This is a genomic window from Sphingopyxis sp. OAS728 (genome assembly GCF_014873485.1).
GTDB lineage: Bacteria > Pseudomonadota > Alphaproteobacteria > Sphingomonadales > Sphingomonadaceae > Sphingopyxis.
Window position 1 is genome coordinate 983,724 of the sequence record NZ_JADBDT010000001.1, and the last position, 21,077, is coordinate 1,004,800.

Annotated in this window: 23 protein-coding genes and 3 tRNA genes; 12 read left to right on the top strand and 14 right to left on the bottom strand. The window is 64.6% G+C overall.

The window, feature by feature from the left end; translation table 11 throughout:
• Window positions 1–83: 83 nt before the first annotated feature.
• Window positions 84–383 (bottom strand): hypothetical protein, encoded by a 300-nt coding sequence (locus tag GGC65_RS04615; RefSeq protein WP_192646087.1) that lies wholly within the window; start codon window positions 381–383, stop codon window positions 84–86.
• 203 nt (window positions 384–586) lie between these two features.
• A tRNA-Gly gene (locus tag GGC65_RS04620) sits at window positions 587–660 on the bottom strand.
• A gap of 89 nt (window positions 661–749) precedes the next feature.
• Between GGC65_RS04620 and dinB the strand changes: the two genes are divergently transcribed.
• Complete coding sequence (gene dinB / locus GGC65_RS04625; RefSeq protein WP_192646088.1) at window positions 750–1,880, top strand: DNA polymerase IV; 1,131 nt, start codon at window positions 750–752, stop codon at window positions 1,878–1,880.
• Here the strand turns inward: dinB and GGC65_RS04630 are convergent.
• Together GGC65_RS04630 and GGC65_RS04635 are read right to left on the bottom strand one after the other, a co-directional pair.
• Entirely contained in the window at window positions 1,873–2,364 is a 492-nt protein-coding gene (locus GGC65_RS04630) for a hypothetical protein (RefSeq protein ID WP_192646089.1), read from the bottom strand. The two genes, dinB and GGC65_RS04630, sit on opposite strands and share 8 nt — an antisense overlap.
• Window positions 2,365–2,387: 23 nt before the next feature.
• Window positions 2,388–3,983, bottom strand: a complete 1,596-nt coding sequence (locus GGC65_RS04635) for a peptide chain release factor 3 (RefSeq protein WP_192646090.1) — start codon at window positions 3,981–3,983, stop codon at window positions 2,388–2,390.
• A 77-nt stretch (window positions 3,984–4,060) separates the two neighbouring features.
• Here GGC65_RS04635 and GGC65_RS04640 point away from each other — a divergent pair, with 77 nt between their 5' ends.
• Window positions 4,061–4,699, top strand: coding sequence for a hypothetical protein (locus GGC65_RS04640; RefSeq protein ID WP_192646091.1), 639 nt, complete (start codon window positions 4,061–4,063; stop codon window positions 4,697–4,699).
• Window positions 4,700–4,725: 26 nt separating this feature from the next.
• On the opposite strand, the gene GGC65_RS04645 is transcribed toward GGC65_RS04640, so the two are convergent.
• Window positions 4,726–5,598, bottom strand: a complete 873-nt coding sequence (locus tag GGC65_RS04645) for a transferrin-binding protein-like solute binding protein (RefSeq protein WP_192646092.1) — start codon at window positions 5,596–5,598, stop codon at window positions 4,726–4,728.
• Between the two features lie 272 nt (window positions 5,599–5,870).
• Here GGC65_RS04645 and GGC65_RS04650 point away from each other — a divergent pair, with 272 nt between their 5' ends.
• Window positions 5,871–6,674, top strand: coding sequence for an enoyl-CoA hydratase-related protein (locus tag GGC65_RS04650; protein WP_192646093.1), 804 nt, complete (start codon window positions 5,871–5,873; stop codon window positions 6,672–6,674).
• Between the two features lie 40 nt (window positions 6,675–6,714).
• On the opposite strand, the gene GGC65_RS04655 is transcribed toward GGC65_RS04650, so the two are convergent.
• From GGC65_RS04655 to GGC65_RS04665, 3 genes are read right to left on the bottom strand one after another with little or no spacing between them, the layout of a single operon-like run.
• The gene (locus GGC65_RS04655) at window positions 6,715–7,317 is read right to left on the bottom strand and encodes an HD domain-containing protein (RefSeq protein ID WP_192646094.1); all 603 of its coding nucleotides are present in this window, start codon (window positions 7,315–7,317) and stop codon (window positions 6,715–6,717) included.
• Between the two features lie 33 nt (window positions 7,318–7,350).
• The gene (locus tag GGC65_RS04660; protein ID WP_225940674.1) at window positions 7,351–8,067 is read right to left on the bottom strand and encodes a hypothetical protein; all 717 of its coding nucleotides are present in this window, start codon (window positions 8,065–8,067) and stop codon (window positions 7,351–7,353) included.
• Entirely contained in the window at window positions 8,051–8,611 is a 561-nt protein-coding gene (locus GGC65_RS04665; protein ID WP_225940675.1) for a hypothetical protein, read from the bottom strand. Before GGC65_RS04665 ends, GGC65_RS04660 begins: the two co-directional genes overlap by 17 nt.
• A 149-nt stretch (window positions 8,612–8,760) precedes the next feature.
• Between GGC65_RS04665 and GGC65_RS04670 the strand changes: the two genes are divergently transcribed.
• The gene (locus tag GGC65_RS04670; RefSeq protein ID WP_192646095.1) at window positions 8,761–9,207 is read left to right on the top strand and encodes an RrF2 family transcriptional regulator; all 447 of its coding nucleotides are present in this window, start codon (window positions 8,761–8,763) and stop codon (window positions 9,205–9,207) included.
• A 25-nt stretch (window positions 9,208–9,232) separates the two neighbouring features.
• A complete protein-coding gene (locus GGC65_RS04675; RefSeq protein ID WP_192646096.1) occupies window positions 9,233–10,657 on the top strand; it encodes an MFS transporter in 1,425 nt (474 codons plus the stop codon).
• Window positions 10,658–10,670: 13 nt separating this feature from the next.
• Here the strand turns inward: GGC65_RS04675 and GGC65_RS04680 are convergent.
• A tRNA-Ala gene (locus tag GGC65_RS04680) sits at window positions 10,671–10,746 on the bottom strand.
• Between the two features lie 134 nt (window positions 10,747–10,880).
• The gene (locus tag GGC65_RS04685) at window positions 10,881–11,204 is read right to left on the bottom strand and encodes an FYDLN acid domain-containing protein (RefSeq protein WP_192646097.1); all 324 of its coding nucleotides are present in this window, start codon (window positions 11,202–11,204) and stop codon (window positions 10,881–10,883) included.
• Between the two features lie 125 nt (window positions 11,205–11,329).
• Between GGC65_RS04685 and aroA the strand changes: the two genes are divergently transcribed.
• The 5 genes from aroA to GGC65_RS04710 all read left to right on the top strand — a co-directional run bounded on the left by aroA (window position 11,330) and on the right by GGC65_RS04710 (window position 16,172).
• Window positions 11,330–12,673, top strand: coding sequence for a 3-phosphoshikimate 1-carboxyvinyltransferase (gene aroA, locus GGC65_RS04690; protein ID WP_192646098.1), 1,344 nt, complete (start codon window positions 11,330–11,332; stop codon window positions 12,671–12,673).
• Window positions 12,663–13,070: a hypothetical protein gene (locus tag GGC65_RS04695; RefSeq protein WP_192646099.1), complete on the top strand. Its 408-nt coding sequence runs from the start codon at window positions 12,663–12,665 to the stop codon at window positions 13,068–13,070. Before aroA ends, GGC65_RS04695 begins: the two co-directional genes overlap by 11 nt.
• Window positions 13,067–13,696: a (d)CMP kinase gene (locus GGC65_RS04700; RefSeq protein ID WP_192646100.1), complete on the top strand. Its 630-nt coding sequence runs from the start codon at window positions 13,067–13,069 to the stop codon at window positions 13,694–13,696. The genes GGC65_RS04695 and GGC65_RS04700 overlap by 4 nt, the downstream gene beginning before the upstream one ends.
• 276 nt (window positions 13,697–13,972) lie before the next feature.
• Complete coding sequence (gene rpsA / locus GGC65_RS04705) at window positions 13,973–15,685, top strand: 30S ribosomal protein S1 (RefSeq protein ID WP_192646101.1); 1,713 nt, start codon at window positions 13,973–13,975, stop codon at window positions 15,683–15,685.
• A 208-nt stretch (window positions 15,686–15,893) separates the two neighbouring features.
• The gene (locus GGC65_RS04710) at window positions 15,894–16,172 is read left to right on the top strand and encodes an integration host factor subunit beta (RefSeq protein ID WP_192649394.1); all 279 of its coding nucleotides are present in this window, start codon (window positions 15,894–15,896) and stop codon (window positions 16,170–16,172) included.
• A gap of 40 nt (window positions 16,173–16,212) precedes the next feature.
• On the opposite strand, the gene GGC65_RS04715 is transcribed toward GGC65_RS04710, so the two are convergent.
• The gene (locus GGC65_RS04715; protein ID WP_192646102.1) at window positions 16,213–16,980 is read right to left on the bottom strand and encodes an ABC transporter permease; all 768 of its coding nucleotides are present in this window, start codon (window positions 16,978–16,980) and stop codon (window positions 16,213–16,215) included.
• Window positions 16,977–17,924, bottom strand: coding sequence for an ABC transporter ATP-binding protein (locus tag GGC65_RS04720; protein WP_192646103.1), 948 nt, complete (start codon window positions 17,922–17,924; stop codon window positions 16,977–16,979). The genes GGC65_RS04715 and GGC65_RS04720 overlap by 4 nt, the downstream gene beginning before the upstream one ends.
• An 89-nt stretch (window positions 17,925–18,013) precedes the next feature.
• Between GGC65_RS04720 and GGC65_RS04725 the strand changes: the two genes are divergently transcribed.
• Window positions 18,014–18,099: transfer RNA gene (locus GGC65_RS04725), tRNA-Leu, on the top strand.
• Here GGC65_RS04725 and GGC65_RS04730 read toward each other — a convergent pair.
• Window positions 18,078–18,620 (bottom strand): hypothetical protein, encoded by a 543-nt coding sequence (locus GGC65_RS04730; RefSeq protein WP_192646104.1) that lies wholly within the window; start codon window positions 18,618–18,620, stop codon window positions 18,078–18,080. The two genes, GGC65_RS04725 and GGC65_RS04730, sit on opposite strands and share 22 nt — an antisense overlap.
• A gap of 7 nt (window positions 18,621–18,627) precedes the next feature.
• Window positions 18,628–19,503, bottom strand: coding sequence for a winged helix-turn-helix domain-containing protein (locus GGC65_RS04735; protein WP_192646105.1), 876 nt, complete (start codon window positions 19,501–19,503; stop codon window positions 18,628–18,630).
• 150 nt (window positions 19,504–19,653) lie between these two features.
• Here GGC65_RS04735 and GGC65_RS04740 point away from each other — a divergent pair, with 150 nt between their 5' ends.
• Entirely contained in the window at window positions 19,654–21,024 is a 1,371-nt protein-coding gene (locus tag GGC65_RS04740) for a hypothetical protein (RefSeq protein ID WP_192646106.1), read from the top strand.
• Window positions 21,025–21,077: the final 53 nt, after the last annotated feature.

Genomic DNA, 21,077 nt, shown 5'->3' on the forward strand with positions numbered 1-21,077 from the left:
TGCACTCGAATGAAGGGATCGCCGTCGCCCGGAAGCGACGGCGATAGAAATCACGGTTGATCAGCAGTTGCCGTCTAGCCGCCTCAGTTGCGCGGCCGCTTCTGCTGCGCCTGCATCCGCTGTTCGATGCCATCGACGCGGCTGTTGAGCTGATCGAGACGCTGGCCATTGTTCTGCGCCTGTCCCGATGCGGCCTGTGCTTCGCTCAAGGCTTGTTTCGCGGTGGCGTCGGTAGTCTGCAACTGCTGTTCGAGCGCATCGACGCGCTGGCTCACCACCGCGACCTGCTCGCGCACGAAGCCCTTGGTGGCGCAGCCGCCCAAAGCCAGCGAGCCGGCCAAAATCACCACGGCGGGTGCCAGTTTTTTCAGAGATGGGGACATCGAAATTCTCCTAGTCGCTAATGCCCCCCTCCCGACCGGCCCAAGCCGAGCGCCGCCGCGCGAACAATGCGATTCTGTCCGGCTGTGCATTCCGTCAGGTAGATGGATAACGCCGGCGGATAGCGGCAAGTTCCGGGGCTCGGCGCGCCTCTCGGCGGCCAATCGAGCCCGTCGGCTCGCGCATTATCGATGCCTGATTTTGTTGGAGCGGGTAGCGGGAATCGAACCCGCCTAGCTAGCTTGGAAGGCTAGAGCATTACCACTATGCTATACCCGCATCTCCAAGGTCGGCGGCGATTGCCATTTTGCCCGGCCGCCGTCAAGCGCCTCATTGAGAACATCTTGGCAACATGCTAAAGCGATGCCGTGCAGGACGGCGACGACCATAGCCCCGAGGACGCGGCGGACACTCCGGTCCGCAAGATCATCCACGTCGACATGGATGCCTTTTACGCGTCGGTCGAACAGCGCGACGATCCGTCCTTGCGCGGTAAACCCGTAGCCGTCGGTGGCTCGTCGCGGCGCGGTGTCGTTGCCGCCGCGAGTTATGAAGCGCGCAAATTCGGCGTGCGGTCGGCGATGCCCAGCATCACCGCGAAGCGCCAATGTCCGGGCCTGATCTTCGTCCCGCCCCGCTTCGAAGTGTATCGCGATATCTCGCACCAGATCCGCGCGATCTTTCGCGACTATGCCGATGAAGTCGAACCGCTGTCGCTCGACGAGGCCTATCTCGACGTCAGCGCCGACAAGGCCGGGCTCGGCAGCGCGACCGCCGCTGCGAAGCTGATCCGCCAGCGCATCCGCGAGGAAACGGGCCTCACCGCGTCGGCCGGCGTCTCGTATAACAAGTTCATCGCCAAGCTGGCGTCGGACCAGAACAAGCCTGACGGCCTTACCGTGATCCCCCCCGGGCGCGGTGCGGCCTTCGTGCAAACATTATCGATCCGCCGCTTCCACGGTATCGGCCCCGTGACGTCGGCGAAGATGGAGGGGCTTGGCGTGTTTTCGGGTGCCGATCTCGCCGGTAAAGACCCGATGTGGCTTGCCGAGAATTTCGGCAACAGCGCCGAATGGCTCTATAATCTCGCACGCGGCATCGACCATCGCCGCGTCAAATCGAACCGGCCGCTGAAATCGCTGGGCGGCGAGCGCACCTTCTTCAACGACCTGATCACCGACACCGAAATCCGCGAGGCGCTCGCGCATGTCTGCACCGTCGTGTGGGACCGCGCCGCGAAGAAAGGCGCGCGCGGCCGGACCGTGACGCTCAAGCTGCGCTACGCCGATTTCCGCACGATCACGCGCGCCAAATCGGTCGCCGCGCCGATCCTCGACGGCAATTCGCTGCTCGCCGCGGGCGAAGCGATCCTCGCCCCCCTGCTGCCCACCGAACAGGGCATCCGTCTGCTCGGGGTGACGCTCAGCAAGTTCGAGGGCGAAGAGGATGAGGAGGAAGACGGCGCCGCCGCGCCCGCCGACCTGCTCAGCCTTATTTGACGACGGTGGGCGCGAACCGCTTCATCGCTGCCTTCATCTTCGGCGACAGCGACGCCAGGCTGCAACGGATCAGCGTCTCGTCGGTCTCCTGGATTTCGTCGCGGAACGGCGCGCCGACGCGGTAGAGCGCCCGGTCGGTTCCGGCGAGCTTGAGCCGCATATAGCCGGCGCCGTCATAGCCGCCGAACTGCATCTGGGTGAACCCGCCTGCCACGACGCGCGCCTGCGTAATCGGCTCGAGCTCGGCCGCCGGTCCCATCGAACCGCCCGGCCCGTAATAATAGAGCGCGCCCCAGCGCTTTCCGTCGAACACATAGCCGTGATGGACGGTCGCGCATTTTTCGGTGTCGTTGGTCCAGAAGCCGGGTGCAATCGGCAGTTTGACCTGTCCTTGCGCCGCCACCGGCGCGCTGCTCGCAATGGCCGCGAGCGCCAAAATCCATCCGCGCATCGATACCCCCACCTCTGCCGAAAATGACGTCATGGTGGCGGAAATGGGCGATGCGATCAACCCGCGTCGGCGAAAACGCGTTCCTTGGTCGCCGTGAAGCGGATCGCCGGGTGACGCTGGGTCACATAGCCGACTTCCCACGCGTCCTTCGCCATGAAGACCGGAGCGCCGTCGCGGTCGGTCGCGCTGGCGCCGCGGTGGTCGGCCTGAAACGCCTTGAGTGCGGCGGCATCGTCGCTCGCGATCCAGCGCGCGGTGTCCCACGGCGACTGCTCCAGCTTCGCCTCGACCTTATATTCGGCCTCGAGCCGGCTGATGAGCACTTCGAGCTGCAACTGGCCGACGACGCCGACAATCATGTTCGACCCGATTTCGGGATAGAAGACCTGGATGATCCCCTCCTCGGCCATATCGTCGAGCGCTTTGCGAAGCTGCTTGGTCTTCGTCGGATCGACGAGCGCGACGCGGCGCAGGATTTCGGGCGCGAAATTCGGCAGACCGGTGATCGTAATGTCGGTGCGTTCGGACAGGGTGTCGCCGACGCGGAGCGTGCCGTGGTTCGGGATACCGATGATGTCGCCGGGGAACGCCTCTTCGGCCATCTCGCGGTCCTGCGCGAGGAACAGCATCGGGCGGCTGATCGCGATCGCCTTGCCCGTCCCCCCCTGCATCAACCGCATGCCGCGCTCGAACTTGCCCGAGCAGAGACGCATAAAGGCGATGCGGTCGCGGTGCGCGGGATTCATATTCGCCTGTACCTTGAACACGAAGCCGGTGACGGCATCGTCGCCGGGCTGCACCGGCGCGGGTTCGGCGGGCTGCGGCTGCGGCCCCGGCGCGTGGTTGGCGAGCGCCGACAGCAGGTCGACGACGCCGAATTCCTTGAGCGCCGATCCGAAATAGACCGGCGTCAGGTCGCCATTGCGGTATGCTGCGGCATCGAACGGCGCATAACAGGCCGAGGCTAGCTCGGTCTCTTCCTTGAGATGCGCGAGCCCGCCAGCGCTGAGTTCGGCCGCGAGCGCCGGATCGTCGAGCCCGGAAACCTTCGCACGGTGCCCCTCATACATGCGCGAGGCGTCGCCGCCCGGACGCATGATCGCCGGATCGACGAGGTCGTAGATCCCCTCGAACTGCCCGCCCATGCCTGCGGGCCAGTTCATCGGGCAAACGTCGAGCGCGAGCCGGTCGGCGACCTCGTCGAGCAGCTCGAACGGCGGCAGGCCTTCGCGGTCGACCTTGTTGACGAAGGTGATGATCGGCACCGAGCGGAGGCGGCAGACCTCGAACAGCTTCAGCGTCTGCGGCTCGATGCCCTTCGCGGCGTCGATCACCATCACCGCGCTGTCGACCGCGGTCAGCGTACGATAGGTATCCTCGCTGAAATCCTCGTGCCCCGGGGTGTCGAGCAGGTTGAAGACGAGGCCCTGATGTTCGAAGGTCATCACCGACGAGGTGACCGAAATGCCGCGCTGCTGCTCGATCTTCATCCAGTCGGAGCGCGCGCGCCGCGCGGCGCCGCGTGCCTTCACCTCGCCCGCGATATGGATCGCGCCGCCGGCGACGAGCAATTTCTCGGTCAGCGTCGTCTTGCCCGCGTCGGGGTGCGAGATGATGGCGAAGGTACGGCGGTCGGGATGCTTCTGGGACATGGCGCGGGCGCCTAGCAGGTGGGGCGACATGTGGAAAGGGGCTGGCGTCGGCGCCGCCATCGCCGCATGATCGACCTATGCGAACCCTGCTCCTCGCCGCCGCGCTGATCGCCGCCCCCGCCGCCGCGCAGAACTCCCCTTTCGTGGGGGAATATAGCCTTGCCGAAGGGCCCGAAGTCGGCGGCGGCCTATTGATCCGGAACGATGGCCGTTTCCAATATATGCTCGCTGTTGGCGCGCTCGACGAACGCGCCGAGGGCCGCTGGGAGATGCGCGGCGACATGGTCTGCCTCACCACCGACCCCAAACCCGTGCCGCCGGCGATGGAGAAAGGCCCGCTGATCGAGGTCGAGGGCGCCGTCCCGACGCTGCTCGTTACTTGGCCGAACGGTGAAGCCATCCCCGGCGTCGATTTCACAATCGGCTTCGACAGCGGCGATCCGGCCGAAGGCTACACCCAATATTATGGCTGGACGATGCCCGAGGACGACACGCGCATCCCGCGCTGGGTCGAGGTACGCGAGCCCATCTATGATATCACCGCACCGCGCTATGAATTGACCGAAGCCGACGGCGGCAAGGTGCGCGTGATCATCGTCCCCAACGACATCGGCGTCGTGAATTTCGACGGCGCCTGTGCCGAAAAGACCGAGCGCGGCGTCACCCTCCACCGTGCAGAGGGCGACATGCGGTTCGTGCGACTGGGCGGTGAATGACCGGCTAAAGCTCGGCTAGCAGCCGGTTACTGCTTTTTCCCGACGATTGCGCCGGAGCCGACGCCGCCTCCCCCCACGACCGAAAAGCTTCCCCCGATTTCCGCCGCGGCGGGACCGTAAAAATGCCCCCCCACAACGACCCCATAGGTGCCGCCACCACTGCTTGCGCCGGCGAATTGATTGCCATCTCGGATCGATCCGTCGATGTTATGCGTGCCAAGGCTCTTCGGCAGGCCATTGACCACGTTCTGCGCCGTCAGGTCCATGGTGAGGGCGACCGTTCCCGCGCCGAAATTTGCCGAAAATGTGCTGGGACCGGAAAGCGCGTATACGCCTCCGGCGTCCGAAAACTGCCCATCGATCTTGGTACGATAATTGGACGTCCCGGTCCGCGGCATGTCGGCGGCGGCGGTCTGGACTCCGAAGGCAAAGAAGGCGGTGTCGACATCGACGCTCGCCCCCTTGTCAACGATCGTCTGCAGCGCGCCATAGCTCGCATAGGTCAACGCCAATTCGGTGTTCGCCGGACCGGGATTGAACAGGACGAGATTTTCGCTCTTGTTGCCACTGGCCTTCTCATAAACCGAAATGACCGGCGTGCTGTCGCCCGCCTGCCGGTTCGAGGCTGCAAATGTCGACTGAGGCAGGGTGAGCCCAACCACCGTATAGGATTTCGTGCTCGCATCATAACGCACGATGGCGCTCGAGCTTACAGCGGCAGCGCGCTGCGTTGCGCCGCCCGTCGAGCGCAGGACATTATATTGCATGACCGTCGCGAAGCCGACCAGATCCTCGCTGAACTTCAGATCGGTGAGCGACGTATTGGACTGGGCGGCGGGGGGCGGCGGCGGCAGCGGGGTGGATGACAGGCTCCCGCCACTGCCGCCGCAAGCCGACAAAGCGGCGCAAGAGAGGCCGACAAGTATAACGCGCTCGCAATTCATAAACTTCCCCCCGAATATTCGATCATCTTGCCGCCATCTCCAATCCCGTCAAGGCTGATAAGACACTAATCTGGTTGCGTTAATTTATCCCGAAGACTCCTAAACTTCACGCCGTCGGTGCATGGGGTCGTCGATCCGATCCCCCCAAACCCCTTGCACTCAGGCGGCAAATGAGTCACACTTTACGTGAACGTAAAGGTAAGGCACCTGCGAGAGGATTCTTCCCCATGACCCTTCCGACCTTCGACACGATCAAGCTCGAAATCGCCGACGCTGTCGCGACGATCACGCTCAACCGCCCCGACCGGCTGAATTCGATGCCGCCCGCGATGGCCGACGATATTCGCGAAGCGCTCGACCATCTGCCGGGTCTCGGCGCGCGCGCGCTGCTGATCACCGGCGAAGGCCGCGGTTTCTGCTCGGGCGCCGACCTCGCGGGCGACCGCTCGGCGGGCGGCGCGGTCAGCGGCGGGGCGCGGAGCCGCAATGCGCTACGCGGTCATTACAATCCCATGCTGCTCGCGCTCGCCAATCTCGACATCCCCGTCGTTGTCGCGGTCAATGGCCCCGCCGCGGGTGTCGGGTGCAGTTTCGCGCTGTCGGGCGATTTCACGATCGCGGGCAAGAGCGCCTATTTCCTACAGGCGTTCGTCAACATCGGCCTTGTCCCCGACGGTGGCTCGTCGTGGCTGCTGCCGCGCCTGATCGGCGTGCCGCGCGCGTTGCAGATGATGATGCTGGGCGAGAAGATTTCGGCCGATCAGGCGGCGGACTGGGGCATGATCTACAAGAGCGTCGAGGACGCCGACCTGATGGCCGAAGCCAAGGCATTGGCGACGCGGCTTGCGAACGGGCCCACGATCTCGCTCGGCACGATGCGCAAGATATTGCGCGACGGGCTGACGCAGGATTTCGCGACCACGCTCGACGCCGAAGCGAAGGGCCAGTTCATCGCCGGCGGCACCGCCGATGCGATGGAAGGCATCATGGCGTTCCAGCAGAAGCGCAAAACCGAGTTCAAGGGCAAGTAAGCCCGAAAATGCAAACCCCGGCGAGAGCCGGGGTTCGTTTCTACTCCGCCGCTTCCTCGACCATCACCTTCTTGTAGATGCTCGTACGCGGGTAGGAGCAGAGGCGCATCACCATCGGCTCGAAGAACTCAAGCGGCTCGCTGTCGTAATCGGGATCGAACGCGGGCGCGTCATATTTTTCGCAGAATTCGGCGCATGCGGCCGCATAAGGGCTGTCGGCGAACTGGTCGCGCATGTCGCGATCGAGGCCGATATAATGGAAGAAATAATGGCCCTGAAAAATCCCGTGGTGCTGGACGATCCAGAGATTCTCCTCTGACAAGAAGGGTTTGAGGATCGCCGCGGCTACATCGGGATGGTTGAACGCGCCCAATGTGTCGCCGATGTCGTGAAGCAGTGCCATCACGACATATTCCTCGTCGCGGCCATCGCGGTGCGCCCGCGTCGCGGTTTGCAGGCAATGTTCGAGCCGGTCGACCGGAAAGCCCCCATAATCGCCGCCGAGCAGCTTCAGATGTTCGAGGATGCGCTTGCCATTGTTCGGCGCGAACTCTTTCTGCTCGCGCGCGATAATGTCCCAATCTTCCTGCGTTCCGTCGATCATCGACCGGAAAGTGGCGTGATCGTGCGTCATCTCGTTCATAGCAGCCTCTCCTATTTTGTGGAGCAGCCTATCCTATTCGTTGTTATTTGCAACGTTATAGGTCTTGACCTCGGCCTGTGTCAGGCACCGCCGCGTCGATTTGTCCTCAGCATTCGCCAGCGCTTTCTGCTGGTACATGACCTCGGTCAGCAGCTTGCGCGACACCCCCATGCGGATCAGGAAGTCATTGTCCTCGCTCGCGAGCAATGCGGCATCCTGTTCGATGTCGCCGATCAGTTCCTTCGTCGCATCGGTGCCCATTGCGACGCTTATGTCGATCGCGCTGCGGTCGCCGGTGCGCGTGAACATATGGACGATGAACAGCCCACCGGGATCGATCACGCGCGGCTGGCCGCCCATGAAGATGAAATTGCACGCGCTGAAACAGGCCCAGCCCGCGGGGATGCGCGTCGTCAGCCCGAAGTTCGAGCGGATGATCCGCCCTGCCGCATTGCCCGCGCGCGCGTCGCCGCCGGGCGAGCGCAGCCAGACTTCGCTGATGTCGGGATTGGCTGCGAGCGCGGCCTTCAACCGCTCGGGCAGCCCGGAATCGATGCGCCCTTCGGCGAGAAGTACCTTCCCGCCTTTTTTCGCAACGGGGGTCAGCTTCATCGTCGCATTTGCCGACCAGTCGGGAGTCAACGGACAAGTCGGGTTTGCCGGATCCATCGCCGGCTTGGCCGCGCCTGTCAGGCAGGCGATCAGGCCCGCCGCGGCTGCGATGCGAAAGGCTCTACGCCGCAAGGACATAGCGCGCCTGCCCCGGCCCCTTGCACATCCGCTTCGACACGCGCGTTTCCTCACCCTCGACAATGATGATGTCGGTGACGTTCATGCACTGCGTCCCGTCGGCAAGTTCGTTCTTCGCCGCGACGGTCGACGACCCGCTGACATTCTCGCGCGTTTCGCTCTTCCAGTTGGCGGTCGCGCCGACTTCCTCGCCGCGCGTCACTTCGTCGGTCGCGGCGGCCGCCTGCACCTGTTCGGCGGGATCGAGGCGGCACGCAATCGCGTCGGTGAGCGTGCCGCTGACCTCGCCGATCGGCACATAGCTGTAGACGCCGGCCTTGCTCGCCGCATCGCCGACCGCATCGTTGATCACATTGCCCAGGATATTGCGGCCGATGCTGTTGCCCTTTTTGCCCTTCGGACAGCCGCCGCTCTTGTCTTCGCTCGGCTTGGGCGCCGGTGTCGTCACCTTCCGGAGCAGGCTGCCGAACTGCGCTTGCGCAGGCGTAATGGCTAGCAGGCACGCCGCGAGCACCGCGGGGGTCGCCATAATTTTACGCATCATCTTGTCCACCCTTGTCGCGTCCGAACCCGGACTATCCTGCGACCCCTGTACCAATGGTTCATGCCACCCGCTGTGATTTTCATCAACTCTGCAACTTATGTCATCCAGACAGGTTGAATTAGGGATGAATATGTCACAGTAACGCCCCCATGCTCTCGCAAAAGACCCGTTATACGATCCGCGCGTTTCAGCACCTGGCCGACAATTGGGGCAAGGGGCAGGTGCAGCTTGCGGACATCGCGGACGCGCAGAACATTCCGCCCAAATTCCTGACCGTGATCCTGTCGGAAATGGCGCGCGAAGGCCTGCTGATTTCGCAGCGTGGGCGCGACGGCGGCTATCAGCTCGCCTTGCCGCCGATCGACATCAGCTACGGCGACCTCGTCCGGCTGACGCGCGGCTCGCTCGCGCTCGTCCCCTGCGCCGCACGCAACGCACACGAACATTGCAAGAATTGCCTGCCCGAAGCCGAATGCCGGCTGCGCAGCCTGATGCTGAAGGTCCGCGACGACACCGCATCGATCCTCGACCGCATCACGCTCGCCGATCCGATCGCTTTGGAGCCGGTGTTCGACAAAGACGAGGCGGCCGAATAGCAGCGGCTTTTGAAGGAAGGGATTGATGACAGCCACCCTTCCCGCCCCCTGCGACAGCGCCGTCCTCGACCGTTCCGGCGGGCAGGTGCCATCGCATCCGCGCTGGACGCTTGCCGCGACGATCCTCGCGTCGAGCCTCGCCTTTATCGACGGGTCGGTGGTCAATGTCGCGCTGCCTGCGATCGGCCGCAGCCTCGATGCCGACGCCGCCGGGCTGCAATGGACGGTCAACGCCTATCTGCTCCCGCTCAGCGCGCTGCTACTCCTCGGCGGCGCGGCGGGCGATCAGATGGGGCGGCGCCGGATGCTGATCGCGGGAATCCTCGTGTTCCTTGCCGCGTCGCTCGCCTGCGCGGTCGCGCCGACGATCGAAGTCCTGCTAGCCGCGCGGGCGTTCCAGGGAGTCGGCGCCGCGATGCTGATGCCCAACAGCCTCGGCATTCTCGGCAACAGCTTCCGGGGCGAGGCGAAAGGACGTGCGATCGGGACGTGGGCCGCGGTCGGCGCCATCGCGAGCGCGGTCGGCCCGCCGCTCGGCGGCTGGCTGATCGAGGTCGCCGGGTGGCGTGCGATCTTCTACCTCAACCTGCCCGTCGGCGCCGCGGCGATCGTCATCGCGTGGCGCTATGTCGCGAATGACAGGGGCAGCGGCAAGCCGCTCGATTGGGCGGGAGCGGCGCTCGTGACCGTTGGTCTCGGGCTTCTGACCTGGAGCCTCACCGATTGGTCGAACGACGGCGCCGTCGGGGGGCCCGTCCTATTCGGTCTGGTCGCCGGCCTCGCGATGCTCGCCGCCTTCGTCTTCGTCGAACGCGCGCGCGGCGATGCCGCGATGATGCCGCTGTCGCTTTTCGCATCGAAGGCCTTTGCTGGCCTCACCTTCCTGACCTTCGCGCTTTATGGCGCGCTCGGCGGGCTGCTCGTCCTGCTCCCCTATCTGCTCATCTCCAGCGGCTATTCGCCGCTCGAGGCCGGCCTTGCGCTTTTGCCCTTCCCGCTCGTCATCGGGCTGGCGTCGCGCTGGATCGGGCAAATCGCGGCGGGCGCCGGGCCACGATGGCCGCTGACGCTCGGCCCGATCGTCGCTGGCGCGGGCTTCCTGCTGCTGCACCGCGTCGATCCTGCGGCGGGCTATGTCGTGGGCGTGCTCCCCGGCCTCTTCGTGATCGCGCTAGGCATGGCGGGCGCGGTGGCGCCTTTGACGACCGCCGTGCTGTCGGCGGTCGACGATCAACATATGGGAACTGCGTCGGGCTTCAACAGCGCGATCGCGCGGACAGGAGGATTGATCGCGACGGCGCTCGTCGGGGTCGTGCTGTCGCAGAGCGGCGACGCCTTGCTGTCGGCGTTTCGTACGGCGGCGATCGCGGGCGGCGTGCTGGCCGGCGCGTCGGGGCTCGCCGCGTGGGCCACACTTGGTGGTCCCGGACAGGGCAGTCGAAGAAGGTGAGTTGGAGAAGAAATGGTGGAGCCTAGCGGGATCGAACCGCTGACCTCCTGCATGCCATGCAGGCGCTCTCCCAGCTGAGCTAAGGCCCCGTACCATTTCGTCGTGTCGCGCTGGCCAATGGCTTGGCGGTTGCGACCGGGACGCCGCCTTTAGCAGCGCCATCGAGTGATGCAAGGGGCCAAATGCATCTTTGTGACGCCTTTTTGACCCCTCGCCGAAAAAATCAGGTTTCGACGTCCTCGTCGTCGCCCGTGGCAACGCCCAGATCGTCGTCGCCGCCGAGGTCGACGTCGTTGTCGGGCGAATCGCTGTCCTCGTCGACATCGACGTCCAGATCCAGATCCTCGTCGGCGCCTTCTTCCTTGGCGACCTTGCCGGGCTTCTCGATCTGCTCGAACGGCATCGGCTGCTTCGATTTCAGCACCGATTCCGGGATCCAGTTGTAACCGCAATTGATGCAGTTCACCGGATCGTCCTTCGTCAAATCATAGAATCGGGTTGCGCATTTCGGGCAGCTACGCTTCGTGCCCCATTCAGCCTTGATCATATATGCCTCGTAACCCTTTGGAAACAGGATAGAAATATCGGAAGAGCGACGGCGCCTGAATAGCTATCCGCCAAATCGGCGTGCGCCTTGCCAGATTGCAAGGCCGCTGTCAAAAGCCGCACGCCATGACCGATCAAACCGCCACACCGCGCAGCTTTTCCGCTTCCGTTCCGCTTAAAGGTAGGATCGCGATTCCGGGTGACAAGAGCATCTCGCACCGCTCGCTGATGCTCTCGGCGCTCGCGGTGGGGGAAAGCCGCGTCACCGGGCTGCTCGAAGGGCATGACGTGCTCGCGACCGCCGCCGCGATGCGCGCGATGGGAGCGACGATCGAACGTCAGGACGACGGCGAATGGGTGATCGACGGCGTCGGCGTTGGCGGGCTGCTCCAGCCGCGTGAGGCGCTCGACATGGGCAACAGCGGCACCTCGACACGCCTGCTCATGGGCCTCGTCGCGAGCCACCCGATCACGGCGACCTTCGTCGGCGACGCCAGCCTGTCTGGCCGACCGATGGGCCGCGTCATCGATCCGCTGAGCGCGATGGGCGCCGATATCAGTGCCTCGCCCGGCGGCCGACTGCCGCTGATGGTCCGCGGCCTCGCGCCCGCCATCCCCCTCACCTATCGCCTGCCGATGGCTTCGGCACAGGTAAAGAGCGCCGTGCTGCTCGCGGGCCTCAACACGCCGGGAATCACCGAAGTGATCGAACCCGTGCCGACGCGCGACCATAGCGAACGCATGCTGCGCGGCTTCGGCGCCGATTTGACCGTAGAAACCGACACCGACGGCACGCGCCACATCCGCATTCGTGGCGAGGCCGAGCTTAAGCCGCAGACGATCGTCGTTCCGGGCGATCCGTCGTCGGCCGCCTTCTTCATCGTCGCGGCGCTGATCGTTCCGGGCTCCGACATCACCATCGCCAATGTCGGACTCAACCCGACGCGCGCTGGGCTCGTCGAGGTGCTGCAGCAGATGGGTGGCGACATCATATTGCAGGACGCCCGCGAGGTCGGAGGCGAACCCGTCGCCGACCTCCGCGTCCGCCACAGCAATCTGAAGGGCATCGAGGTCGACCCCGCCATCGTGCCGAGCATGGTCGACGAATTCCCGATCCTCTTCGTCGCCGCCGCATTCGCCGAGGGCCGCACCGTGACCACCGGCCTCGACGAACTGCGCGTCAAGGAAAGCGACCGCATCGCGGTGATGGCCGCCGGGCTCAAAGCGATCGGCGCGCGCGTCGAAGAAAGCGAGGACGGGCTCGTCATCGACGGCACCGGCGGCGAGCCCCTGCCCGGCGGCGCGACCGTTGCCGGCCATCTCGATCACCGCATCTGCATGAGCTTCGCGGTCGCGGGTCTCGTCAGCAAGACGCCGGTGACAATCGACGACATCGCCCCGGTCGCGACCAGCTTCCCCAATTTCGAGGAACTGCTGGCGGGGTTGAAGGATCAACATCATGAGCTATGATCTCATGGTCTTTGATCCCGCAGTGGCACCGCGCGATCGTGCCCGTTTCATGGCGTGGTATGGCGAACTGACCGCATGGGGCGAAGGACATTCCTACGACGACGCCTCCATCACCACCGACGGGTTGCGTCGGTGGTATCGAGACATGCTCGCTACTTTTCCGGCCATGAATGGTCCCGATGCGGCAGATCGTCCGGACGACTCCCCCGTTTGGGACGATCTGCACCTGACAGATTACAGCATTGCGCGGCATGCGATCTATTGCGCGTTCAGCTGGTCGGTGGGCGAAGAGGCCTTGGCCGCCGTCCCGCAGCTGGCAGCCAAGCATGAGGTGGGTTTTTTCGACGTTTCGGCTGATGCCGGGCAAATCCGTTTTCCAGACGGTTTAATCCTGTGATCATCGCCGTCGACGGCCCCACCGCGTCGGGCAAGGGCACCCTCGCCCGCCAGCTCGCCGACCATTATGGCCTGCCCGTGCTCGACACCGGCCTGCTCTATCGCGCGGTCGGTTATCAGACGCAGCTCAACCATGGCGACGCCGACAATGCGACCGATGCGCTGGCCGCATGCGACTTCCCCGACAGCTTGCTCGATGATCCGGCGCTGCGTTATGAAACCACCGGCGGGCTCGCCAGCCGGGTATCGGTCCATCCCGCCGTCCGCGCGGCGCTGTTCCAGCGCCAGGTCGATTTCGCCAACCAGCCGGGCGGCGCAGTGCTCGACGGGCGCGATATCGGCACCGTCATCGCGCCGCATGCCGATGCCAAGCTGTTCGTCACCGCCAGCCCCGAAGAACGCGCGCGCCGCCGCCATGCCGAAATGCGCGGGCGCGGGGTCGATGTGACCTATGACGCCGTGCTCGCCGACGTCCATGCCCGTGACGCTCGCGACACCGGACGTGCCGACGCGCCGCTGCTTCGCGCCGACGACGCCTTGCTGCTCGACAATACGGACATGGACAAGGACGCCGCGCTCGCCGTCGCCATCGCCTTCGTCGAGGAACGGCTGAAGCACCGCGGCTAGACCCGGCTTTCTGCCTTGCCTTTGCGGGGGTCGAGGACTATATGCGCGCCGTCTGACGGGCTTTTAAGCAGGTCGAGGCATGGTCAAACCGCCGCTCGAAACCGAGTGTCGGGCGTGACGGGATGCACCCGTCGCGCCCATTTTGCTTTGTCCATGGCTTGCCGGCGAGCGGTTCGAAGGATGCTGCGTCCTGCATCCGGCAGGCGTGGCGGATCGGCCACAAGACCAGCGGAACCAACCGCTTGGCCGGAACAAATGAAGTAAGGAAACACAACTATGGCCACTACGGCTTTCCCGACGCGCGACGATTTCGCCGCGATGCTCGATGAATCGCTTGGTGGTGCCGACGGCGGCTTTGAAGGCCGCGTCGTCAAGGGCACCGTGACCGCGATCGAAAACGACCTGGCAGTGATCGACATCGGCCTAAAGAGCGAAGGCCGCGTGCCGCTTCGCGAATTCGCGATGCCGGGCCAGAAGGCCGACATCAACGTCGGTGACGAAGTCGAAGTCTATGTCGACCGCGTCGAAAACGCCAATGGCGAAACCATGCTGTCGCGCGACCGTGCTCGCCGCGAAGCCGCCTGGGACCGCCTGGAAGAAGAATTCAACAAGGAAGCCCGCGTCGAAGGCGTCATCTTCGGCCGCGTCAAGGGCGGCTTTACCGTCGACCTCGGCGGCGCCGTGGCGTTCCTTCCGGGTTCGCAGGTCGATATCCGCCCCGTGCGCGACGTCGGCCCGCTCATGGACCTGCCGCAGCCCTTCCAGATCCTGAAGATGGATCGCCGCCGCGGCAACATCGTCGTGTCGCGCCGCGCCATCCTCGAAGAAACGCGCGCCGAACAGCGCTCGGGCCTGATCATGAACCTCGAAGAAGGCCAGATCATCGAAGGCGCGGTCAAGAACATCACCGATTATGGTGCGTTCGTCGACCTCGGCGGCATCGATGGCCTGCTCCATGTCACCGACATGAGCTACAAGCGCGTCAACCACCCGAGCGAAGTCATCAACATCGGTGACACCGTCCGCGTCCAGATCATCCGCATCAACCGCGACACGCAGCGCATCAGCCTCGGCATGAAGCAGCTCGAAAGCGATCCGTGGGAAGGCGTCGCCGCCAAATACCCGGTCGGTGCGAAGCTGTCGGGCACCGTCACGAACATCACCGATTATGGTGCGTTCGTCGAACTCGAAGCCGGCATCGAAGGCCTCGTCCACGTCAGCGAAATGTCGTGGGTCAAGAAGAACGTCCACCCCGGCAAGATCGTCTCGACCAGCCAGGAAGTCGACGTCATCGTCCTCGAAGTCGACAGCGACAAGCGCCGCATCTCGCTCGGCCTCAAGCAGGCCCAGTCGAACCCCTGGGGCGCGTTCGCCGAAACCCACCCGGTGGGCTCGGTCGTCGAAGGCGAAGTCAAGAACGCGACCGAATTCGGTCTGTTCGTCGGCCTGCCGGGCGACGTCGACGGCATGGTTCACATGTCGGACATCGCTTGGGGCATCTCGGGCGAAGAAGCGCTGCACCTCCACCGCAAGGGCGAGGCCGTGCAGGTCGTCGTTCTCGACGTCGACGTCGAGAAGGAACGCATCAGCCTCGGCATCAAGCAGCTTGAAAAGGGTGCTCCGGCCGTTGGCGGCGGTGCCGCCGCTGCTGGCTCGGTGAAGAAGAACGACGTCGTTACCGTCACCGTCCTCGAAGTCCGCGACAACGGCCTCGAAGTCCAGGCTGGCGACGATGGCGCGACCGGCTTCATCAAGCGCGCCGACCTCGGCCGCGACCGCGACGAGCAGCGCGCCGAACGTTACCAGGTCGGCCAGAAGTTCGATGCGATGGTCATCGGCTTCGACCGCTCGAAAAAGCCGAACTTCTCGGTCAAGGCGATGCAGATCGCCGAAGAGAAGCAGGCTGTGGCTCAGTATGGCTCGTCGGACTCGGGTGCCTCGCTCGGCGACATCCTCGGCGAAGCGCTGAAGGCCGGCAAGAAGGATTAATTCCTCCTTCCGCGTCCACGCGAAACAAAAGGCCCGCAGAGTGTTCCTCTGCGGGCCTTTTTCTTTCGGTGATATATTTTGACCGGACAGTGATTCATGATACCTTCTCCGCGCGTTGGGAGGGGTCTCACGCAAAAGAATGGACCGGCAACGACCGGTTGCCTGCTTCGGCGGGAAATGCGTGATTGTATATAATAGGGGAAGCACCATGATCCGGTCAGAACTGGTTCAAAAGATCGCTAGCGAAAACAGCGATTTGCGTCTCGAGGAAGTCGAGCACATCGTCGACACTTTCTTCGATTCCATCGTAGACCAGCTCGCTGCGGGCGGCCGCGTCGAGCTGCGCGGCTTTGGCGCCTTCTCGACCCGTTCGCGCGAATCGCGCACGGGCCGCAACCCCCGAACGGGGGCGGCCGTCGACGTGAAGGCCAAAAACGTGCCTTATTTCAAACCGGGCAAGGAAATGCGCGAACGTCTGAACAGCTAAGACCGGGCGCCGCTCGGCGGCGCCGGTCCATTCCGGCCCATCAGTTCTTGAGCCGGTAGCCGGTCCGGAACATCGAGAAAATGATGCCGAGGCACAAAGCCAGGAATAGCGCCACCGCGCCCATGCTGACTTCGATCCCAACGTCGCCCTTGCCAAAGAAGGTCCAGCGGAACCCGCTGATCAGATAGACGACGGGATTGAACAGGGTGATCGTCCGCCACACTGCAGGCAACATGTCGAGCGAATAGAAAGCGCCGCCGAGGAAGGTCAGCGGATAGATCACCAGCATCGGGATCACCTGAAGCTGCTCGAAACTCTGCGCCCAGATACCGATGATGAAGCCGAACAGGCAAAAGGTCACCGCCATCAGGATCATGAAGGCCGCCATCAACAGCGGATGCGCGACCTGCACGTCGACGAACAGGTGCGCGGTCGCAAAAATGATCGATCCGATCACCACCGACTTCGTCGCCGCGGCGCCGACATAGGCGATCACCGTTTCGAGCGGCGACAGCGGCGCCGACAGCATCTCATAAATCGTCCCCGTCCATTTCGGCATATAGATGCCGAACGACGCGTTGCTGATGCTTTCGGTGAACATCGTCAGCATCATCAGCCCCGGCACGATGAACGCGCCATAGGGAACGTTGCTGACCTCGGTCATCCGGCTGCCGATCGCCGATCCGAAAACGACGAAATAAAGCGCGGTGGTGATCACCGGCAGCATCAAGCTGGTCCAGAAGGTGCGCCCGAAGCGCGCCATTTCAAAGGCATATATCGCGCGCACACCGCGCCAGTTCGCGGTCATGCGGCTTCTCCCTTTGTACCGTTCGAGTCATGCACCAGCCCGACGAAAATATCCTCGAGCGAACTTTGCCGCGTGTGCAGGTCCTTGAACTGGACCCCGATGTCGGTCATCCGCCGCAGCAGCGACGGCACGCCCGTCGCCTCGGCGCGGCTGTCGAACTCATAGACCAGCTCGTTGCCCTCGCCCGCGAGCGCCAGTTTCCACTGCGCCAGCTCGTCGGGAATCGCCGTCAGCGGCTCGGCGAGGTTGAGCGTTAGCGTCTTGCGGCCCAATTTCTTGATCAGCTCGTCCTTCTGCTCGACCAGGATCAGCCGGCCGCCGGTAATCACTCCGACGCGGTCGGCCATTTCCTCGGCCTCCTCGATATAATGTGTGGTGAGGATGATCGTGACGCCGCGCTCGCGCAGCCCGCGCACCATGTTCCACATGTCGCGGCGGAGCTCGACGTCGACACCAGCGGTCGGTTCGTCGAGGAACAGGATTTCGGGTTCGTGGCTGAGCGCCTTGGCGATCATCACGCGGCGCTTCATGCCGCCTGACAATTCCATGATTTTCGACGTGCGCTTGTCCCACAAAGACAGGTCGCGCAGCAGCTGCTCGATGAATGCCGGGTTGCGCGGCTTGCCGAACAATCCGCGCGAGAAGGTCACAGTCGCCATCACCGTCTCGAACGCGTCGGTGTGCAGTTCCTGCGGCACCAGCCCGATCATCGTCCGCGCGGCGCGATAATCGCGCGCATGGTCGTGCCCGGCGACGGTCACCGTCCCCGCGCTCGCGGTCACGATCCCGCAGACGATACTGATCATCGTCGTCTTGCCCGCGCCATTCGGCCCGAGCAGCGCGAAAATCTCGCCCTTGTTGATGGTGAGGTCGACATCGCTCAGCGCTGTGTGACCGCTTTTATAGGTTTTTCCGAGGCCGGAAATTTCAAGGACCGCTGTCATCCCCTGCCTCTAGCCGAGCGGCCGGACGGCGTGAAGCGGCAAACATCGCTTGACCTCCACCCGTCCATCGGCTTGACCCACCTCAGCGTGCGGACGTGGCGAAATCGGTAGACGCAGCAGACTTAAAATCTGCCATCCTCTGGATATGCGGGTTCAAGTCCCGCCGTCCGCACCAGTCAGGAAATCGGGCGTCACACCCGCCGCTTCCCAATAGGCCGCCATCCCCATCTCTTCGCACAAGCGCAGGAAGCGCGGATGCGCGCGGAGATCGGCGGTCACCGGCAGGAACAGCATCTGCGTGACGCGGCGATGCTGGTCGGTGATCGACGGATCGGATGCTGTCTTGTGGACGCCCACGCTGACCGGCCCGCGGCGCAGCAGATAGCCCTCGGCAACCCGCAGCGCGACATCGGCCTCGCCCAGTCCGGCGAGGTGCATCACCGCCGCCAGCCCCTGCGCCGGCCCCTGCTCCGCCGACCGAAGATTGCGCTCGACCGCTTGCGCGTGCAGCGCCCTGTCATCGAGCTCGGCGAGCGATGAGAGCGTCAGTTCGAGCGTCGCTAGCACCGGCGGCGGCACGTCGGGCCGCGCCGGTGCGTCGGCGAGTTGCTGGATCGCCTGCCGAACGCGGCCGGTGAAGGCCAGGCTCCACAGCCGCGCGAACCAGATAGCCGGATGCCGCGGCCACAATGTCATGCCGCGATCACTCAACCCGGTCCATCGCAGCCAGCTGATCGGTCGACCAGAGCTGGTAGACTTGTTTGTAGTGCAAGGTCGCGGCCAGCGGCTCGATCGCGATCAACCGGCTGCTGATGGCGGCGGCGGCACCCGGCCGGCCGGTCGCCATTTCCAGCATGCACAGGTCATGCGCCGCAACGATATCGTCCGGGCTCTCTTCCAGCGCCGCGATCAATTTCGGGCGGCGTGCGGTCCAGTCTCCGAACAGCGGAGGCAGACCGATCAGCGCGGTGCGCGCATGCGGCTGCGCGGGGTCGATCGCCAACGCATGCGCAGCGGCGCCCTCGCATTCGCGGACGAGGTCGGCACACAGGTCGAGGTCGGCATATTCGGCGCCGTTCCGCAGGATCAGCGCAAGCATCCCGTGCACGTCGGCGCGCGACGGCGTCGCGGCAGCCGCAGCCCGCAACTGGGACAGCGCGGCCTGATCGACGAACGGCGCGCCCAGCTTCCAGCTCTGCCAGCCGGCATCGATCGCGTGTGAAACAAGTTCGCCGTCGTCGGCAATCAGCAGCGCATAGCCCGCTCCAGGAACCGTCTCGACGCGCAAGGCATCGCCCGCCGCCGCGCCCAACGCCCGGCGAAGCCCCGCGATCGCCCGGTTCAGGCTGTCGTCCCCGACGATCGTGCCCTTCCAGCATCGCGCGAGCAGGTCGTCGCGCGCGACCAGGCGGCCGGGCGCCTCGGCCATCGCGACCAGCACCTGCATCATGCGGGGCTCGACGACCGCCTTGCCCCCTGCCCCCCGGATGCTTCGCATCGACGGGCTGATCGTCGCGCCGCCCAGCGAGAAGTCGGGGCGCGGCGCCAGATTGTTCGGATCAAGCGGCTCCGTCGACACGCCGTCAGCCCCTTCCAATCGTCATGGAATCATCGGTTCTCCATCATGGCCCTGCCTGTGCCCTCCTGACAAGATGCGGGAAAGCCGACGGGGTGATTTATGCAAGGACATTCGATCTCGAAGACAAGCGCTCTAACGCTGATCTTGCTCATGTCGTCCTGCGGCGGCGACTCGTCGTCAGGCGGCGGCAGCGCAGTCGTGGTGCCGCCGCCGGCACCGGCCCCCACGCCGCCACCGCCGCCTCCGCCAGCCGCAACCTATGTCGGTGCGGTCTATGCCGGTACGAACAATAACGGCCCCGGCGGCAATTGGGTGGTCGGCTTCGGTCGCCGCGCCGACGGAACGCTCGTTCCTCTCGATCTCTACGAAACCGGCGGCGTCGGCCGCGCGAGTTCCTCCTCAACGCCGCCGCGGCTCAATTCGCTGATCGCCGAGGATTCGATCATCGCGGTGAACGATCGCTTCCTGCTCGTCGTCAACGCCGGGTCGAACGACGTCACAAGCTTTCGTATCAACAGCGATTACAGCCTGTCGCGTGTCGACGTCGAACCGAGCGGCGGCACCGCCCCGATCAGCCTCGCCCATCGCAATGGCGTCGTCTATGTCGCCAACGCCGATGAAGACGGTAGCTTTACCGCGCCACCGAACCAGAGCGGCAATATCACCGCGATGACGATCGATCCCGCGACCGGCGCGCTAACCCGTATCGCGGGCTTTTCGCTCAGCCTGCGCGGCCGCCCTTCGGACCTGGAGGCGACGCCCGACGGCAGCTGGCTTCTCGTCTCTTCGCTTAACGCGGCTTCACCACAGCTTCCGCAGCCGACCGCCGCCGAAATATCGAGCTTCCGGCTTCAGGGCGATGGCACCCTCGCCGCAGCGCCGGCGGGCACGGGGATGTCGACGCAGATCGGCAATGCTGCGGGCCGCAACCTGCCCAACGCGATCGGGATCGAGACATGGGCCACGGGCGGACGCCAGTTCGCCATCGCCGCCGAAGCGCGAACGGTGTCGTCGACGGGGGTTCCCTCGGCAACCTTCGCGACGGTGCAGACGGCTTCGGTCTCGACCTGGGAAATCGCCGCCGACGGCAGTTTCCTTCCGCGCTCGCAGGACTTCATGCTCGGCCCGACGATGACTTCGGGACCTCTCCAGGCCGGTTTCCTTGTCTATTCGCCGATTTACTCGACCTTCTGGGTCAACACCACTGCGGGCGCAACAATATCGGGCTATGGGCTGAACGCCGACGGCAGCATTTCGGTCAATAGCGTCAACGGCATCGTCGCCAGAGGCATCGCGGTCGATCCCGCCGCCGCCAGTCCGCTCGCGAATGCCGATGGATTTTCCGACATGGCGATCAGCGCCGACGGCCGCTGGCTCTACCAGCTCGTCGGGCTCAAGGGCCGCGTCGACGTCTATGAGATCGACACGTTGGTCGCGACGAATATCGCGCGCCGCCAGCAGGCCACGACCGGCCTCCTCCCGATGGACAATCTGCAGGGGCTCGTTTCGATCGGCGGTTGATCGGCGGATATAGGGCATGGCCTTGCGCCGCGCACCGTCCTACTATGCTGCGC